This window comes from Aliikangiella litoralis, assembly GCF_052495765.1.
On record NZ_CP199292.1, the window covers coordinates 2078241 to 2097353 of the forward strand.

Consider the following 19113-nt stretch of genomic DNA (forward strand, 5'->3'; position numbering starts at 1 on the left):
TCCATGGCAAACAACTTTAACACTGCCATACTTATATTCTTGTCAAATGCTTTGCTCTCTAAAACATTTAATCAAAAGAACAAAACTATTCTCGATTTTGGGGATTAATAATCCTGGATTTAAGCTCGGCTACCTTGATGGTTCTCGCACTTTGTTCTAAATTACCATTAAAGTCCTTGTGCAATCCGATAGAAATACACTCACCTTTTTTCAATTTAGCCAACTCTTCTAACCAGGCTTTTTTATTCGAACCAGGTATGGCTTGCTCAAGCAACTTAGCGTAACTTTGAATCTCAGTTTCTGCTGGTGCAAAGAATAATTTGTGCGATGCTTGAAACAACCTATCTTGCTCTTCCTTAGCCATCATACTTAAAGTTTGGGTAGCCAGAATAAGAGAAAAACCGTACTTCCTACCTTCAGTAAGCATCTTACCTAACGGACTCTCTAACCTATGATCGAGATTTTGAACTTCATCTAATACTATTGGTAAAGGCCTATTCTTTTGACCATAGCTACAGGCAAACGCATATAAGTCCCACAAAGTAAACTCTGTGGCCAACTGCATAATATCTCGAGAAAGTGAAGCTAGCTGAACAATATTAACTTTAGATTTCGCGTCTTTGAAAATACGATGCCAACCTTGACTGTTAGAATTGTCAAACAATTTTGACTTCACCATTGGAGACAGCTTGTTTGCTAATGCTTCTCCAATTTTTCCTTCTTCCCGAAGGTCATCGAGCATGCATGAAAAGTCATAGTTTGCTCCATGCCTACTTACGCCATCTTCAATAACATTTATTAATGTTGCTAATTGCTGCTCTCCTATTGAAGAATAAACTTGGTTAAATACTGAAGCTATTCGAGCAGCAACAACATGACCTTTCTCTTCTAATGTCACTCCACCAAAATCTTGCTTTTGCTTCCTAAATGGAGATATACCCATTGGCTGCTGAGCTAAAAAGTGAGATTCAGGGTTCAGTGTGCTGTTAAACTCATGTTCTAGATGATTAGGAAGAAAGCCATTAGTGTAATCGATTACCAATGAATTATACTGGGTCTTGGCCATCTCCATTAAAATCCCTTGAATACAGTATGTTTTACCTTGCCCCGATCTACCGAAAACAATTAGATGTCTATTAGCTAACTGCTTATTTCCATATTCCCAATAAATATTTTCAGAAGTATCCAGCGATTGACCAATTAATACCCTACAACTCTCAATCATATCTAGTGATGCATTTGCACTTTGGTCCGCTCCACAATCATCGATCTTATTTGTTTGTTCCATACTCTCAACACTTTCTTTTCGTTGAGTTAGTTCTCCAGCTCTTTTAGCAGAGACTTGATTTATACATCGTTTAATAACGTGATCGTGAACACAGATTTTTTCTTTTAGTAGCTCAATAGCTTGTAGATTACTAGCCGCCCCATCAAGAGCTTCGCGACAAAACTCGGCCAGACCGGAACCTACTATTTCATTTTTAGATACTAGATTTTGAACAAAGTAAAGTTTCAATCCAACATCTTCACCATGAATTCTAAGTAAAGAGAGATATAAATACTTATTCAACTCTAAAGCTAATTTCCGGTTAATAAATGTCTGCAAACTCTCTCCTTCTACTATTCGATGCTCTCTTTGCAAGAAAATTTTAGCTTGTTCCATTATTCGTTCAACATCTAATTTTTTAAACGCATTCTTAACATGTGCAAAATGCTTTTCATCGACGCGAACAATTATTCCTTCAGCAAGTAGTTTGTCTATATAAAATGCAGCGTGACCAAGTGACTTACTTCTTATCTTATTTGCAACTTTGTTTTTACTGAGTGGTAACAATGAATTCTTGAATAGATCTGCAAGAACTGATTTCTGTGACGCAAGATTAAAATTGCTATTTAAACTAACCGTATCGGCATTAGACTTTCCTTTAAAAAAGATGCCGTTCGTTTCCCCGTATGTTCTAACCACATATCGTACTTCGAAGTAGTCTAGTGCGAATTTATATTGGTCATAAATATCAACAGCCAAGTTTACTGAGTCTCGATTTTCATACGCATATTCTTGAAGCTTCCCTTTGACAACTTCTAATACATATTGAATATCCTGATCGTTCAAGTCTAAATAGCATAGATGTCGATAGGAACCTCTACCGTTCTGATAAATATATTCCCTGTCGCAAGCTGTCATCAATGAAGCTTCTAAACGTTCAGTAGAGACAACAGCAGTACAAATCTTTTTCTCAATTGCTCTTTTTTGAATGTTCGCCCACGACTCTCCAAGAGGAAACTCAAGAAGTGTATTCGTAATTGCTTCAACCTTCGGTAATTTTAATGGACTGACTAATTCTTCTTCAAACTTCAAGTCCCCCTCTGACTTCCAACAAAGGACCTGATTTTCTGCTACAGCAATTTCAATATTTAAGTTTTCATGTAAAAACCAAGTGAGATCTTCTAGACTACAAGGAGACTTATGAGAAATCCAAAATTCATTAAAGATATCTCTAGATATTTCGGGTGATGTAATTCGGCGTATTTCATTCTCACCCAGACCACAACAGAGTTCAAGAAACAGATAGAACTGTTTGTCAGCAAAAAACTTTTTTCTCAAATTTGAAAATAAGGGCTCCCGCAATTCACTTAAGTTTGCTTGGGTGAGAGCCTTCACAACGTTCTGAGAAACAGTTAGATAAGCGAGAAAGTTCTGCTTTGCCTTTTTCTCTATCTGCCTTATTCGTTCTCTAGTAATATCATAATCTTGGCCAATTTCTTCAAGAGTGCAGCTTTCGCAACCAAGACCGAGTCTACGAATGAATATTGTCTTTTCTCTTTCGCTAGAATTAGCCAAATAGTTATCTAAACTATTAGCCAATTCTCGCTCTAGTTCAGGTAAAGAAATATCGATATCTTCTATAATTTGCTTATCTTGAGAGGTCGTAGAAATTGAAAAGGCATTATTTTCTAGATGTTCTCTAAACTTCTCAAATTTTGCTAACTTAGCACGTCCAAACCCATCCTGAGCAAGAAGGTCGTACTCATCCAGAGATACTACTTTGGAAACACTTATCTCATCTCCAAATGCACTACGAATAAACTTTGATAGCGCTTGAAACTCTTGTGTTATGAATAAGTCCTTTAGTAAAACACCATTCTTATTTTTAAGTACTAAGTTATCTTTAACAGGCTTTAAATTGCTTACGGACTGATGTGTTAGCCATTCTTTTAATCTAAAGAAATCTAACAGTAGTTTTCCATCATTACCTATTATTCTTTTTATATTTCCCTCACTTAAAGCTAATATATATTCTTTGGAGACTTTGTGAGTTATCTTAGACAACAATAAACGAATAAACTCATCGAATTCTTTAGGATGTTCAAAAGGTGAACTGTCAAGCGCTCTGTTCTCGAGAACTGATTCTGATTGTTCCGGCTCAACATTTTGCTCTATAGTTTGATCTAATCTTTTTTCAACTGGCTCATCACCAATATGCTCGATGTCTAAGTTTTCAAACTCTAAGGCTTTTCCATTCGTGTTGGTTAGAATATATGGAGCTAACTCTGGTCTATCAGTTGTATTAGTTAACTTTTCCGAAAGTGTTTTTAGATCCTGACTTTGCAGAGCTTTCATAAGACCGAAAGGTACTTCTATAGTTAGGATGTTTGAATTTCCGTCAACATTTACACTTAAACGTGATGTTTCTTTACTGTTATTAAAGGCGATAACTATTCCTAAGACATAGTTTTCCAGAGCCAAAACATCATAAGTTCCTTGCTGATAAAATTCTCTTTCTTCTACAAGACGGTCGAAATATCCTTCAGGAAACACTTTGTATAGCTTAAATCGCTCGACTTGAGACATTACGTGTTGAATAAATAGCGATCTATATAGCTGTCCTTTAAAACAGTCTGAAGTCAGGAGGTGCCCCATATGATTGGATAGTTCATATGCTTGCTTTATTGCTTTGGAAAAGTCATTTCCCTTCTCCCTTGTCTTCACTTCCAATGGAAGCAAATACATTGCCCCATCTTTAACCCCCACAAAAAGTAAATCATCGCTCATTGCACCTACTTTTTTGTTTTGTAAACGCACTGAAAAGTCAGATTCTTTTATCTTGAGACCAACGTTTCCTGTAACCCGGATGAGTTCTGCGATTGATAATGGTACCCATATAATATCGCTCTTTAGAAAGAAGCTTGCCAATAATTTATAAGCTGCGACTATGCCTTGTTTCTCTTTGAGATGCTTTTCATTAGCTTTGGACTGCGGCTTACCTGCTGCTTTAATAATGTCTAAGAGCCACTGCCCACTCACGGCATTAAAGGAATTGATTAACTCATCGGCGCTCTCCTTTAAAAGTCCTCTATACAATGAGATACGCGACGAGACCGTTATCGCATCATAGGCGACAGAGTTAGTATACTGGTCAGAATAATGAACCAAAATCGTATTCTTATCATCAAAGAAATCTAAAGTAACTTTTGGATCAATTACACATGTCCAAATACTATTGTCGTAAGAGATTTTAAGTTGTTCTTTAAAGCTGTCTTTTACGGCAAGAACAGGTACCACTCCCTTAATATATGATGCTGAAGCATCCTTCATCGGCTTTAAAAGAGAGTTATATTTTTCAGCAATATTGATCAAGTAATTCTTATCATTGATTCCTTTTAGCCCAAATCCAGTATAATAGTTATTATTTTCTAGATAGGATGCTTCACCAGCAATCAACCCCTGACAGGATAGGCCAGACTTAGCATTGAGAACTTGTTTATCTTTTATTTCAACTTTCTCATTATTCTTAAAGAAAGATATATGTGCATAATTGTTTCTTAGAGGACCAGTCGACTTGCTATAAGTCAACTTTTCTCGAAGAATTGCCAAAAGCTCATCAGTTATGTCAGTTTTTTCTCTTTCGCTATTTCGGATTAACCTTCTTTGTGTGCTAAGGTCTCTTGCCTCGGCAAAATTATCAAAATAGCTTTCGTGCAATCGATCATCACATAAATGCACATGTATACGCATAGCTTTGTTCTTTTGCTTTCTAAAGTAAGCTACAACACCCTCGAATATAAACTTGTTTGATTGATTATGAATAGAGTTTATAACCAATGGAGACGCTTTGTTATCTCGAAACAACATTTCAAAACAACTTAAAAAGTCATTTATTTTTTCATAAACAAGCTTGGCTACAAAACTTAGGTTGCTTTTCTTTTGAGGAACGATTTGAAGCCATAATCTATTTTGAGGATGAGCTATGCTAAATGCATAGTCGAAATTATTATCGTATATTATTGGCAATAAACCAGCAGGATTTAGCTTATCCAGCGTAGTTCCTGGCAACTCATCTATAGAACTTTCACTTTTTTCTAATTTCATTACCAATTGATGTGCGTATGCTAATGAAATTGGGTGATAGGGAGTCAACCAATCAGTCGGTTGCTCTCCTTTGTCAAAAGAGCCGTAAAAGACTCCAACTTTAAGTAAGTTCTTATGCCTTTCACTTAGAGAGCCATCAGGAATACTCTCTAGTTCTTTTACAAAAGAACCAAGCAAACTGTTTACAATATTCTTAAGATTTGTTGGCCAATTTGTTAATGATATAATGGTTTCATTAGTCCTAAGCCAATTTAAAAGTTCTCTGTAAGCGTTTGCTACAGAGGGAAAGTCTGTAGAAATATCCTGAAGCGAAATTTCCGCTCCCGCAAACTCATCAATGAATAGAATTTCGTCATTAACAAATTTTTTCTCTACGCGACAGAGAACTTTAGCTCCTACCGACAACTCCTTTTCTTTTCCCGAAACTATAGCCCTTTGAGTATTTCCGTTGTATTTCGCAATATCTTCGCTAGTATGAATATCTTTGGTTCTATTTTTATCCAATATACTAGGCAATTTAATAGCATCTAGCGTAACTTTACCTACAACTCGAATAGGTAAAGAATCACTTAAGTACTTTAAAACAACTTTTGATGCAACCTCTGTTTTAAGATAAGGACCAAAATTTATAGAGCCATACTCTGATAAGTTAACCACTAGATTATCACTATCAACAACTAGTTCGTTATTGACTTCTGGTTTTAACAGAATTGGGGCTGTCACATTTTCAAGTAGCACCTGGCCTTTATTACGTTTAAAATCAACCGTTAGCTTTTCAAAAACTCGATTTAGTGAAAATGATTCTTTCTGAACCAGTAGACAATTGAATTGATAATTTTCTGCGCTGCTTGGTCTGTTCAACTTAAATTGGAAAAGTTTTGCTGTTCCATCAAAGTTAACCTGGGTGGTTATAACACTTTGGTTCTCATGATTACTGACCTTAAGTCTTACGTGATGCTTTTGATAATCACCTAAAACTCTTATCTGTTCGGAATTTAAATGAGGGTCACCCTTATCAAGTCTAAACTTTAGCTCCAACGGTCCCTTATCAACTTCAATAAGTACGGTTACCCTTTTGTATTTTGCTCCAGAAGTTCCCTCACGCTTATACAGAGATTGCTTGATTCCATCTACTTCAATAGAATTTAAATCGAGTTTTCTCTTCTTATTCTTTTCAAGCTCATCCTCTACAGCTCTATAATCAAGTTGTTTCCAGTTTTCCTTATTTTTAGCTGTAAAATTATTCTTAATAAATTTTTCACCAAACCCTACACTTTCAAGCCTCTCAATGAGTTCTCGTTCATTATCAGAAAATGAAGATACTAGACTATTTATTTTGGAGTGCAAATAAGAGTTTGATTTCACATCTCCAAGGATTTCTCTTTTATTTTCAATATCAAAGAGCCTTCGATCTTGAAACAAACCTTGTTTTGAAAAATCAACAGTTTTACCAACAACGGATTCATACAAAGAAATAAAACCAAACACACTTAAGTTTTGCTCAACTACATCTTCACGTTGCTTCTCATTCAAAACCTGCATTAATTGAGGATATGGATGATCTTGCGAAAGTCTAGTTAACTTCTCATATACATATTCAGGTGTAAAGACTTGACCATTAGAACTCAAGCTCTGACAACTAGTCAGTATCGTATCTAGTGAGCTATTATGAATAACAAAAAGCACAGCTCGTTCAATATCATTAAGGGCATCTCGGACATTCGCTATGAAGTCTTCATTGTATGTGTCGCGCGCATCTACACCATTTTGATGCAACATAACCAGTACTTTAATGCTACTGTTTGTTTCTACGTAATGAACATCTACTTCATCTACTTTGACTGTTTTAAATCCTTTATTGTATGCATTAAAAGCACTGTATAAACGCTTAGATTGTTCTGGATCAGAGCAAATGTAGTGAAATTTTGTTTCTTGAAGATTGCTTTCATCAATACGCTCACAAAACAGAGACACCAAGAACTGCTCAAATGGTACTTTTGACATAAACTGCATCTCCGCTATCACTTAACTTTTCAATATTCCCAATATTTTCATAAACTTTGAGAAGAGCATTCCGAGATTTTAAATCAAAGTAAATTCCTCTTTCTCTAAAACCTTCGATGACATCGTCAATCAGCAACTTTTGGCGAGTTCCAATAATCAAGTTAGAAATCAAAAGAATACTCTTAGTGCTCAACTGGAAGTACCAACCTCCTGCCGCTTTTCTATTGGACTTGAAGTTTACGGCAAACCCATTTTTAAACGTGGTAAATACTTTATCGTTAGCATCCGATCTAGAAGACGTTCGGCTGGATTTTTTAAACAGCTGCCTATGATAGTAAAGCCCATCATTTATAGCTTCTTCAACAGAACTCTTATTACCTGAAAAGGTGATGCCAAACTGGTTACATATCAATTGATTTAGCGTATTGATATCTTGTGTATGGTGATTGTCTACGTGTCTTTCTGAGAGCATCCATATAGGCAAATCGGAGAGTAACTCCAAATAACCTAAATGAGAGAATATGTCTAAACCAAATCCATTGTGATTAGATAGTATTTTATCATACCCCTTTATATTGCACTCATGGCGTTCTTTGCTGGCTTTTTCCGTTTCTAAAATAAAGAACAGTTCCTGACTTTTAGGTTCATTAAACCTCTCATTCACAATACCAAGATGCAGAGATAGCTGGGTTAAATATAAAAAAGAATAAAGCTCAACAAAATGGTCAAATTCATCGTACAACCAAGCCGTTTTTGAGGATAATGTCTGAAAATCCTTTTTTAATAGACGAGCTAAGAACGGCAAATATACAGAAGCGTTGATTGGTGTTGAGGAAGTAATACATTGCTTCTTAATACTCGTATTAATGATGCCTTCCACAAAATTCGTTCCAGCAAACACGATATCTAACGGTTTAAAATCAGCAAGCATTGAACCAAAAACAGATACCATAGTTTTCGTTCTTGCTTTAGGTTTATCGTCGCATATTAGGTTTAAGTAAGGAGAAAAAGAAGATAAAGTGGACTCATGTAAGTAAACGCTTTGGACTAAATTTTCTAGCTCTTTAGTTTCTCGTTTCGATGAAATATCATCAATTATTTTTTCAAAAAGTTGAGAAGAGCTGGTAAATTCACATTTCAATCCGAGAAGTTTCTCGTAGATACTTTTGCGAACAAAAGACCAATTTAAACCTTGCTCCCTCATCATATTAGGCCCTATCGGAAGATATCTAGAAGCATCATTGCTATAACTTTTATTCGCGCTAAAGCTTTCAATAGACTCCTTTAGTTTAGTTAACACTGCAAGCTCCTTTTAATGTATATCCTCGACGTCTTTTTTTTACCTCTGCGAAATACATGTCTAAATTGTCTTTTCTATAAACTTTTATCTCTTCGGATTTTGATGTAGCTGAGATAATATCGCGAATAAATTCATCTAGCTTCGCATATTCATTGAGTAGATTTCTGTTTGGTAAAAAGCCCGAACCGATTTTTTCTACTAATGAAAGCAGTTTAATATCTAAATCTAAAATAACTTCTTTGTCTTCATTTACTATAAAAGGAACTCTGATAGATTCAGGAGCAATATTAGACATCTGCTCTATCTTTTCGAAGTCAAGGGCAATATCAACTTTATTACAAATAAAGAAATCTCTAACGTCCCGGCTCAATACATAACCATTTAGATCAAGTGATATCGCTCGATTAATATATTTTATCACTGCTCTGAGGAAATCATCCTCCAGTACCGAGATTAGCTTATCTTCATCTTGCTCGTGGATTTGAGATTTATTAAAAATTTGATGTAACTCTAAGTAAACTTTATAAATCGTAGTAGATGGAATTCTAGATAAATAGCTTCCTGGAAATTTAGACTTTATAGTTTCAGAAAGAATACTTGCCAGTCTTATAGCCCCATATCTTGATAATTTTACGCCAGCGAAATCATCAAGATATTTAGCACACGCGATTGATTCTTGATCAAGAGTATTGGTCGCGTTTGCCAGTAGATATTCGTCTAACTCTTCGCTTCGTCTTTTTATAGGATCATGTGAAAGTATCTTTGCAGAAATATCATTATCCATCGACGAAAATAGATTACCTATTAATCCGTCGGAGCTGTCTGAGACAATCAATTTATAGATAAAATCTACAAAAGTTCGAGGAACCAAAAACTGCTCATCGTACAACCTAATCAATCCCAATAACTCAATAATGCCTTGTTGAATTCTTTCATCACTTAAAAGTTTATAATTCTTAGCCACAAGTAGACCTTGGTATTGATCGACTTTATAGGCATTCCAGAAAGGATTTTCATTGTCAGCTCTAGTTAAATTTGCTAAGAAACTGGTAACAAAATTAGAGGATATTTGTCTTGAATCAAAATCTAATCGAGGATAACTTTCAAAATCAAAGAATGTAGCGTTGCCTGACTTAAATCTTTTAACATGTCTATTAAGAAGAAAATCCGCCAATAAAACTTTAATTTGCTTATGCCTGTCAGCTCCAAACTTTAAGAATTTTTGCATCATACCAATGTTGATGCCGATAGCTAATGTAAAATTCCCACATACATATTCGTCAAACAAACGATCTAAAAAGTCAACAGCAGAGCCATGTTGCGTTTTGCTATGAGTTGCATCAAGATGGAATTTGATATCACTATAATCGGGATTACGGCACAAACGAGTAAGAATTTCAGATTTTCCATCACCTGAGCTCCCGCAAAGAAAAAGTAAATCTCCGTTCTCGGCTAGTTTTAATCCAGCCTCGAATTCGATATCTATATCAGACTCAACATAAAGATAATCTTTTGCTTTAAGCTGATAATCAGATTGACCAATCCTTAAGGTCGACACAGAATATGGCGAAGATTTAGAAAGAATACCTAATTCTTTCCTAAGGCTCATTTTGTACCTCCTGTAAAATGGAAGTTATAGTTATTGACATTTAACTTCCAAAAAATATAAAATAGACTTCCAAAATAAAAATCTCTCTAAAAATGAATAGCGAATACGAAAACACATTTCCAGTAGTCAGAGGTATACAGGCAGGTAGGCCTTGCTATATTGCAATGTGTCCTATGCGTCTCATTCCCAGACTGTTCATTTTTAACGAAGACCAAGTACCACCTGAGCTTCGGGCGCAACGCACCATTAACACGGCTCGCGTGCCTGAAATATCAAACTATCTGGTAGATAACTCCAGAGATTACACTTTGTCTTCTATAACTGCCTCCATAAATACCAAAGTCACTTTTGAGCCTTTGTCTGATACTGGCCATGGCCAAAACATGGGAGTATTAAAAGTCCCAATGGATGCTCAAATTTTAATCAATGACGGCCAACACCGACGCAAAGCCATCGAAGAAGCCATCAAAGAAAACCCTGAACTTGGTCACGATCATATTTCAGTCTTATTTTTTATCGATGAAGGCTTGGTTCGAAGCCAACAAATGTTCGCCGATTTAAACAAACACGCAGTCCGTCCAAGCGATTCAATATCGACTCTCTATGATCATCGAGATGCCGTCGCCGATCTTGCCCGTTTTGTACAAAAAAAAGTCAGAATTTTTAGTCGGCTAACCGAATTAGAGAAATCTAGCATATCTAATCGAAGTACGAAACTGTTTACTTTGAGCGCGATCAAAAATGCTACAAAAGCTTTACTCTCAGTCGCTAAAAATCAGCCCATAGAACAATCTCAAAAAGAGTTGGCCGCAGAGTATTGGAATGAAGTTGCAGCCAACATGCCTGATTGGCAAGAAGCATTGAATAAGACAGTAGCAACCTCACACTTAAGAGAACAATATGTTCATGCACACGGAGTTATGCTACAAGCCATGGGAAACATTGGCGCAGATTTATTAACCATGCCGAAAACAAAATGGAAAAAAGCTTTAAAGAAACTTGCCAAAATTGATTGGTCTAGAGCTAACGTTGATTGGGCTGACCGAGCGATGAATCATGGTACAATCAGCAAAGCAAGAAACAACGTATTCCTCACAGGAAATTACATAAAACAAAGCATTGGGGTATCACTTAACCCCACTGAAAAAGAAGTCGAAAAGCAGTATAAACGATGAGTAAACGCAATTTTTTATACGCCACTCATAAAGAGATGATTGGCGATATTTCGCTTGCTGGAAAACCACTCAAAGAATTAGTGGAAGAAATTCAGCACACTTACCTGGGGGACGAGCGACCTTGGATTATTGGCTTTAGCGGTGGTAAAGATTCAACTTGTATTCTGTCGCTTATTTACTATGCAATTAAGTCTCTTAATAAAGACTTGCGAGCAAAGAAACCAATCTACATTGTAAGCTCAGATACACTCGTCGAAACCCCAGTCGTTGTCGATCAAATAAACAACATCTTGGCCGCTGTTGAGAAGCAAGGCAAGAAAGATGGGCTAAGTATTACAGGTCATCCGGTTCATCCAAATCAACATGAAACTTTCTGGGTAAATCTCCTTGGCAAAGGATATCCCGCACCGCAACAAAAGTTTCGCTGGTGTACTGAGCGAATGAAGATAGACCCGGTGAGTAATTTTATTAAAAACACTGCAGCAAAATCTGGTGAGGTCATCTTAGCCCTTGGTTCAAGAAGCAAGGAAAGCGCATCACGCTCCCAGGTAATTTCAAAACACCGAATTAAAGGAACATCTTTAGGTCGTCACTCAACTCTTTCCAATGCTTTTACTTACATGCCAATTGTTGATTGGGACGCTGATGAGGTTTGGGAATACTTATTAAGTGCACCCTGTCCTTGGGGGGGGGATAACTACGACTTGTTTGATTTATATAAAGGCTCAAATCAAGGTGAATGTCCTCTAGTTATCGATAAAAGTACACCTTCTTGTGGTAACTCTCGTTTTGGTTGTTGGACCTGTACCGTCGTAACCAAAGATCGAGCGCTTGAAGGCTTAATTGATTCCGGCGAAGTTTGGATGAAAGCCCTTCTTGACTTTAGAAACAAGATATATAAATCAACTAATCCTGCAGTAAAGAAACAGTATAGAAACTGGAAACGACGTACTGGGCGAGTTAGTTATATCTCTGGTCATGATATTAATGATGACGATAATGACGAAATAAAACATATTCCTGGGCCTTATTGGTTACGAGTGCGCAAAGAGTGGCTGGAAGAGTTGCTTACTATTGAAAAAAAACTTAACGAGCAAGGTCATAAAATTGAATTGATTAAACGCTATGAGATCGAAGCGATTCGGCAAGAATGGCTTAGAGATCCTAATGAACCGGACTGGGAAGACTCTCTCCCAAAACTATTCCATGAAGTTTATCCTGATGAGCATGTTGATTGGGTTGAAAATGATGCCGGTGTATTTACGGCACACGATAACCAATTACTTGAGGAACTAAGTAACGAGCACGGAGTACCATCTGAGTTGATATTAAAATTACTGGAAGAAGAAATTCATGTTACTGGTTTAGGGAATCGCCGGGGGATTTTGAAAAAACTAGAAAGCGTATTAAAACGTGACTGGGAATCTTTAGATAAAGTTAATAAGCGAAACCAAGTGACAAAGAAACAAGATTTGTATAAAGAACAAATTGATGTCACCAAGAAAGACTACGAAGAAGCTTGTCGTTGGTCAGAATTGGATTAGCATTTTCTCAGTAAAATAAAGTTAGGTGTTTTAAAAGAGCTAAAGTAATAAAATGATAATTGAATCATTAAAAATAAATAATTACCGTGTGTTTGCAGGGGAACACGACTTCGATCTTAGTCCTCGCGTTAAATATGGAGTTAAAAGGCCTATTATCCTTTTTGGTGGATTAAATGGCGCAGGAAAAACCTCGATCTTGTCTGCAATAAGATTAGCTTTATATGGCAAGCAATCTTTAGGATTAGGAATTACCCAAAAGGCCTATGAGGAACACTTATCAAGTCAGATCCATCGTTCTGCTAATATGCCAGTTAATACTAATCATGCATCTGTCAGATTATGTTTTACTTATGCAAAATTAGGCGAACGATTCGCTTATAAAATCACTCGGAATTGGACCAGAAATGGAAAGAACATTAAAGAATCTATATCGATCTCAGAAAATGATAAGCCATTGGACAATTTAAGTCACGAACAATGCCAAGGATTTCTTAATGAACTAATCCCTATAGGATTATCTAATTTATTTTTCTTTGATGGTGAAAAGATTGCAGAACTTGCAGAAGATACGAAAGGTGACGCTCTTGGTTACGCCATTAAGCGGTTAATCGGTTTAGATTTATTTGATGTATTGAGTAACGACTTAGGTATTGTAATAAGGAATAACCAATCAGAACTCGCTCCAAAAGACAAATCAAAGAAAATTAAAGCGCTTGAAAAAGAACTACAGGCTCTTGAGAATAATATTTTAAAGAATAGTGACGAATATAATGCCACACGTTCCAACAGGGAAATCTGCAAATCCGAACTAGAAAAAGCAGAAAATGAATTCCGTGCTAAAGGTGGAGCGTGGGCTGATAGTTACGAAGATGAAAAGCAAAAGCTAAATCAGTTAATTGGTGAAAAAAAGGCATTAGAGGCTTCAATTCGTGAACAACTTTCTGGCGATTTCCCTTTTGGATTAACCCCTAACTACAACAAGCAAATAAAAGATGTTCTACTCAAAGAAAAAAATGAAAGTAGTAAAAAGCAGGTTGCAAGTTTTGTTGATGATAATAAAAAAGCCTTATTGAAGCTTTTTTCAAATAAAAAGCTTACCAAAGCAAGCTCAGAAAAGTTTTTAGAAGCACTTTCAGGTTATGTGGTATCTGAATCATCCGAAAAATTACTACATAACTTGTCTGATGCTGCCTACTACCAAATTATCAACAAACTTAACTCTGCGGAAGAAAATTATCAGCAAACATATAAAAACCTAGCTTCATTAAATAGACTAAATGAACAGTCTGATCAAATTGGTGAAAATTTAGCGAGAGCTCCATCGATGGACTCCATTCAAAGAGATTTTGATACCATTACTGAGTTAAGAACTGAAGAATCAAAGTTAAAAGTTAAAGTTGTTAGTATTGCTGAGAAACAAAAACAACTAGTTCAGAAAAAGCTCACCTTATTAAGAATGCTGGACGAATTGACTGAGAAAGGCTTTACAAGTGAACAACAAGACCGCTCTACTGAATTGGCAATAAGAGCTCGTGGACTGCTTAAGAATTTTGGCTCGAAAATGGCAAAATCAAAGGTTGAAGATCTCGAGAATGAATTCATTAAGTCTTTTGAAAGATTGGCTAGAAAAGATGACATACAGCTTAAAGCAAAAATTAACCCTCAGACGTTTGCGGTAGAAATTATTCGAGACGATAACCATTTAGTCGATAAGAATGAGTTGTCTGCTGGTGAAAAACAAATTTACGCGATATCTATACTTGAAGCACTTGCTCGTACATCTGGTAGAAAACTACCTATCATCATAGACACTCCACTTGGTCGACTCGATTCAAAGCACAGAACTAAATTGGTTAAAAACTATTTCCCAAATGCTAGTCACCAAGTGATTATTTTATCTACTGATACAGAAGTTGATGAAGCTTTTTATAAAGATTTAAGCAAACATATATCTCATGCCTACCGTCTTGAGTATGATCCAAAAACTGCAAGCACTCAAGAAATTGAAGGTTACTTTTGGCGAAACAAAGAATTGTTTAAGGAAGTCGTATAATGCTACCCTCGTCAATTAAAGTATCAAAGCGAGCAGAGCAAAAACTCAAACTTCTCGCAGGCTATACCGGCTTGAACCGTAACGCTATCGCTCGAATTGCGATAATGCTAGCGATTAAAGAAGACGGGAATCTGGCAAACGCAGGCGTTGCAGATAATCAAGGTCAGGAATTCAATCAATACTTATTATTTGGGGAGCACTCCGATGTATACGACGTGTTTATCAATCAATATATCCAAGATAAAGAAATCAAACTTTCAATCAAACAAGCAATAGTCGCAATGATTGAAGTTGGACTCTTTAAAATGGGACATATTCGTAACCTTGGGGATGTTCAATCTATTTGCTGATTAAGTTTACAATTTAAGTGGAAGTTAAACTTTATTTCACAATGTAACGATGCTTTTTTAATATTAGCGAAAAAACTGTCTGCAAACATTTATGCTTTAGCACTAAAATTAAGACCTCAATGTTCGCGAATAAAGACGTATCTTACCTGAGAGCTTTGAGAAGCAATGTAGCTTTTTTTAGCATGTGGCACCCTTCAACTTCTTCTGCAGGCGGCGAATTTTGGCTTTATCGGCTGATATTTTTTTGATGCTTCACTGTATCAGGACTCTAGCGCTTAATCCAAGCACTGGAACTATGGGACGTTGTGCCAGTCTTTATGTAACTGCAACAACACGGTGTTCAGCTATAGTGACTTTCTTATCAACCTCGATTTTAAACTGTGGGATATCGGTTACAGCTCATAGCCTCCCTCTATGTGTTAGTTTATCTTAATGAAAGGTATCTGCCTGAGTAGTGGTAATTCGATACAACGGCCATAATTCAATCAACCCAAGTCTCAATTGGAGATAATTTCAATTCACTCTCTTCGATTGTAGAAATTTATTATCGTTGATTTAACATACCGTATTACTATTTTTGCACAACATCACTCGTTTTACGTGTAGATTCTAAAAATATTATATATCGAAAAAAGGAAGTGCATCTAACTCTGAGATACAGCCCTTTCAAATTATTTTTTAGATTGTCAATCGGTGAAATTTGTTCTACTCTTTTTTGTTGTTAGGAAATCATACACCTGACTAATTCATAAAACACATTTAGTAGGGAGAGTCACAGTGACAGCGGAATTAAAACTAGATGTTGTCCGAGAAAGCGATTTTGTTATTGAGGAGTCCGATAAAACCGTTTTTATCACAGGCACTAACTTTACATTACCTCCATTTGATGCAAACCAATGGAGTAATAAAAGTTTATTCATTCAAGCTTACGATCTTAAGCTTTCTACAGACATAATTACACCATCAAAACAAATCCTCATTACAACTCGATACTTGAGAAATGAAGCTAATGTCACACTGTCAGTTTCGGGTAAAGACGGTGCTCCTTATCCTACTCCTGCAAATAACGGCCGAGGCGTAGGGGCTGCGGGATCAAACGGTTTAAAAGGTAGAACAGGAGATAACGCAGGTAACATCAAAATATGTGCAGCCGAATATATTGGCCCTGGTGTGTTACTTCTTGCGAATGGAGGTAATGGAAGTGTAGGGCAAAAGGGTGGAAATGGCCAGCAAGGAGCAAATGGAGCTAATGCTCCAGACAGGAGCGGCCGAGATGATGGAGGAGGCATAAGAGGAGGAAATGGCCAACGAGGCGGTAGTGCTGGCCGAGGTGGTGCCGGTGGTGACGGTGGTAATGGAGGTAGTGTCACATTGATATTAAAAAGCTCAGATCAAAAAGAATTATTTACTATCGAAACAAAGGCTGGTAAAGCAGGTGAGCCAGGTTCAAACGGCCTGGCTGGTCCAGGAGGTAATGGTGGCCGCGGTGGTCGCGGACTCCATTGTGAATGGGAAGGACCTATTCGTGATTTCTAATGTGGAGGGATAAATAATGCCAACATGGTGCCATCAAACAGGTAGAGGACCTAACGGTCATCCAGGGTCTCCCGGTTCAGTACCGGCAAGAAATACAGCAGGAGTCTCAGGACATGTAGGAAACGTTGAGTTTCCTGAGTTTTCAGCAGATTCGTTTGCGTCAAGTTACGATTTTAGTTTTCTAAACATGGTAATGCATGAATCGGAATTGCTTTATCTAAATGATAATATCAAAGAGGCAGCTGTTAGATTACTTTGGTTATTAGACTTGCTGGAAAATGCTACAAACTTTAAGCAGGAAACGGCTGATATACTAATGCCTGGACAGCCTTCGACTGATCAATCCATCCAAAACAACCTGCTTTCAAAACGAATAAAGATATTACTTACACAATTATCGCAGGGATTAGGGTATTATGGTCATCCCAAAAATTTTGTTCCTCTAACATCGATTACGGTATATGAAGAAAACATAGAAACTCTCCTACCAATTGCTAACGATATTGAAAAAGCTTTCGCTAAATATTACGACAAACAGCAATCCGATATTGAAAAACGTAAAGCCATAGCAGTGGCAATATCATCATTGGAACTAAAAACCAATGGTTTGCAACAACAATCAGCACAGCTTATAAAAGAAATAGCAGTTTCTCGCGATCAAGTCAGTGACCTACTAACAGAACAACTTGTGCTTAAGCGAAGAGTTGATGCTGCCAGGGAAGCATTTAAAGAAGCTGTATCTAGAGAAGCTGCGTGCGGGTTTACTGATGTATTAAAAGCAGCGGGTGCCATTGCCGCCATTGCGTCAGGGTTTGGTTCAGTGGTAGCAGGAGTAGCAGCATTAGGAGAAGTTGGCAGTATGATGGAAGCTTCTAAATCGCTTAAAGACTGGAAAAAAACAGGCGAGTACATAGTTAAACATGGGAAAGTAGTGTCTGGAGGAATTGATAAAATATCTTCGGGCTATAACGATATTAAAGGAGTGTTAGAGGAAGAACGAGATGCTGCCAAGCTAATCATGGCGGAAGAAGAATTTGAAGAAGCTGTGAAGAAATTTGAGCATATTGAAGAAGCTCGCGAGTACCGAAAGTTAATGCGGCAATACCTTGCTAATATTCGACTTCGTAATGAGAAAATTTTGGAAATAGATTCTAAAATCACACGCGTTTACGAGATTGAGTCAGAAATGAGTGGACTTGAGTTTGAGTTAACAGCTACTAAATCACGTCATCTTGAAGTATTTAACCCTAGACTAGCAGAGCATTATATTTTCTTTGACCGCGCGCTAGCAAGGGCGAAAAGTGAGCTTATCAGGGCCATAGTTATGGCGCACAAAGCACTTGCCTACTGGTCACTCAATAGAAATGTATTGCCAACCAATTTATATGATAGATCAGTTGATCAAATAAAAAGCTATTATTCAGACTTCAAAGCAACACGGCTTCGACTAATGGAAGAACGTAATGCCTCTCCAGGACCTCTCGAGGTTCGCCATATAATAATAGATAAAGAAGAAGATCCTGACTTATTTGCAACTTTCATTGAGACTGGACGTTTCACTTTTAAATTGGATGAAATGTCGTCAGAATTTAGATTTTATTCTAATGTATTAGTGAATCAAGCGAATGTCAGTATTGAATTAACTGGTGCCAATAATTCAAGGAAAACAGTGTTCCTTAGACATCATGGAGATCCAGTTTTTGTCGATAATTTAGGTGATAACCACTCATTTTCTCATAGGCCGCGTTTGAGGCTCGGAACTCTTGACCGAGAAAATAATCAAACGAACATAAAATTGGGAGGTTCTGATAGCTATGCCTTTTTAAGTCCCTTGGCTTCTTGGTCTGTTATGATGGAGTTTGAAACACTGAATGGGGAGTTGCTGGAAGGTGATGACGAAGTTCTTGAACGAAAAAAGGTTACTAGAATTAATATCTTATTTAAAGGGGTTGGTGACGCTCGTTATGATGGATACTGATAAATAAAAATACTCAAGTGTACCTTGAAGTTAAGGGGATTTATTTACACTCATAATTTGAGATGGTTAAAATTCGATCTTGTTGATTTTAAATCAAATCTAGATATCCTCTGACATTATCGAATACGTTCTCTAAATGAGTTATATTAAGGTGCGTTAATCAGCTATTATCTTTGGGTTAATGATCTAAGTG

9 protein-coding genes are annotated in these 19113 nt (G+C 36.8%); 6 read left to right on the forward strand and 3 right to left on the reverse strand.

From position 1 onward, the window contains the following. Positions 1-85 precede the first annotated feature (85 nt). From dptH to dptF, 3 genes are read right to left on the reverse strand one after another with little or no spacing between them, the layout of a single operon-like run. Positions 86-7375 carry a DNA phosphorothioation-dependent restriction protein DptH gene (dptH, locus tag ACT5E3_RS08660; RefSeq protein WP_444997908.1) on the reverse strand — a complete coding sequence of 2430 codons (7290 nt, stop codon included), beginning with the start codon at positions 7373-7375 and terminating at the stop codon, positions 86-88. Then, positions 7356-8675, reverse strand: a complete 1320-nt coding sequence (gene dptG, locus ACT5E3_RS08665; RefSeq protein WP_444997909.1) for a DNA phosphorothioation-dependent restriction protein DptG — start codon at positions 8673-8675, stop codon at positions 7356-7358. Before dptG ends, dptH begins: the two co-directional genes overlap by 20 nt. Beyond that, complete coding sequence (dptF, locus tag ACT5E3_RS08670; protein WP_444997910.1) at positions 8665-10284, reverse strand: DNA phosphorothioation-dependent restriction protein DptF; 1620 nt, start codon at positions 10282-10284, stop codon at positions 8665-8667. The genes dptG and dptF overlap by 11 nt, the downstream gene beginning before the upstream one ends. 92 nt (positions 10285-10376) lie before the next feature. Between dptF and dndB the strand changes: the two genes are divergently transcribed. The 6 genes from dndB (at position 10377) to ACT5E3_RS08700 (ending at position 18920) form a co-directional block, all read left to right on the forward strand. After that, positions 10377-11459, forward strand: coding sequence for a DNA sulfur modification protein DndB (gene dndB / locus ACT5E3_RS08675; RefSeq protein WP_444997911.1), 1083 nt, complete (start codon positions 10377-10379; stop codon positions 11457-11459). After that, positions 11456-13003 carry a DNA phosphorothioation system sulfurtransferase DndC gene (gene dndC, locus ACT5E3_RS08680; RefSeq protein ID WP_444997912.1) on the forward strand — a complete coding sequence of 516 codons (1548 nt, stop codon included), beginning with the start codon at positions 11456-11458 and terminating at the stop codon, positions 13001-13003. The genes dndB and dndC overlap by 4 nt, the downstream gene beginning before the upstream one ends. 52 nt (positions 13004-13055) lie before the next feature. Next, positions 13056-15056 (forward strand): DNA sulfur modification protein DndD, encoded by a 2001-nt coding sequence (dndD, locus tag ACT5E3_RS08685; RefSeq protein WP_444997913.1) that lies wholly within the window; start codon positions 13056-13058, stop codon positions 15054-15056. Continuing rightward, positions 15056-15406, forward strand: coding sequence for a DndE family protein (locus ACT5E3_RS08690; protein WP_444997914.1), 351 nt, complete (start codon positions 15056-15058; stop codon positions 15404-15406). The genes dndD and ACT5E3_RS08690 overlap by 1 nt, the downstream gene beginning before the upstream one ends. Positions 15407-16183: 777 nt before the next feature. Further along, positions 16184-16942 (forward strand): hypothetical protein, encoded by a 759-nt coding sequence (locus ACT5E3_RS08695; RefSeq protein ID WP_444997915.1) that lies wholly within the window; start codon positions 16184-16186, stop codon positions 16940-16942. A 16-nt stretch (positions 16943-16958) separates the two neighbouring features. Further along, positions 16959-18920 (forward strand): hypothetical protein, encoded by a 1962-nt coding sequence (locus tag ACT5E3_RS08700; RefSeq protein ID WP_444997916.1) that lies wholly within the window; start codon positions 16959-16961, stop codon positions 18918-18920. Positions 18921-19113: the final 193 nt, after the last annotated feature.